We start from the raw sequence: 390 nt of genomic DNA, 5'->3' as shown, positions 1-390 counted from the left end.
TTTTTTCACTAATTATTTCAAATGAATTTTGTATGTCAACCCTCCACTGAAATATTTCATCCTCTGCATTTCCACCTGCACATGCAGATGCTTGAACAACAGATAAGTGGCTCCCAAGGCAAAGTCCTTGGAGTCATATTCCGCTATCATCCTTAACTGCGGATGAAAGGACGGATTGTAGGTGACACCCAATGCAAAGCCATTCAGTTTGTACTCCTTGCGGTTGTTGTAAAGGTAGGAAAGATGGACACCGATCTCCTCCTTACCCGCAACGGGTATATGCTTGGAGGCGGCAATATAGAAACGGCTGTAATATCCGTTACCTTCCGTGGTGCCGACCTGGCCGCCGCCGGAGGAAGTGAACGGGTCGGACGTCCCCAGCACGACAGC

The 390-nt window shown here is 48.5% G+C and carries 1 pseudogene; it reads right to left on the bottom strand.

Going from position 1 to position 390, the window contains the following annotated elements:
- Window positions 1-12: 12 nt before the first annotated feature.
- Window positions 13-390 (bottom strand): annotated as a pseudogene (locus tag DW800_RS18900) (hypothetical protein); the annotation flags it as partial.

The organism is Bacteroides sp. AM32-11AC, assembly GCF_003603515.1.
Taxonomy (GTDB): domain Bacteria; phylum Bacteroidota; class Bacteroidia; order Bacteroidales; family Bacteroidaceae; genus Bacteroides; species Bacteroides uniformis.
The sequence above is the reverse complement of the archived record's forward strand: the minus strand, read 5'-3'. Positions and strand labels throughout refer to the sequence as shown.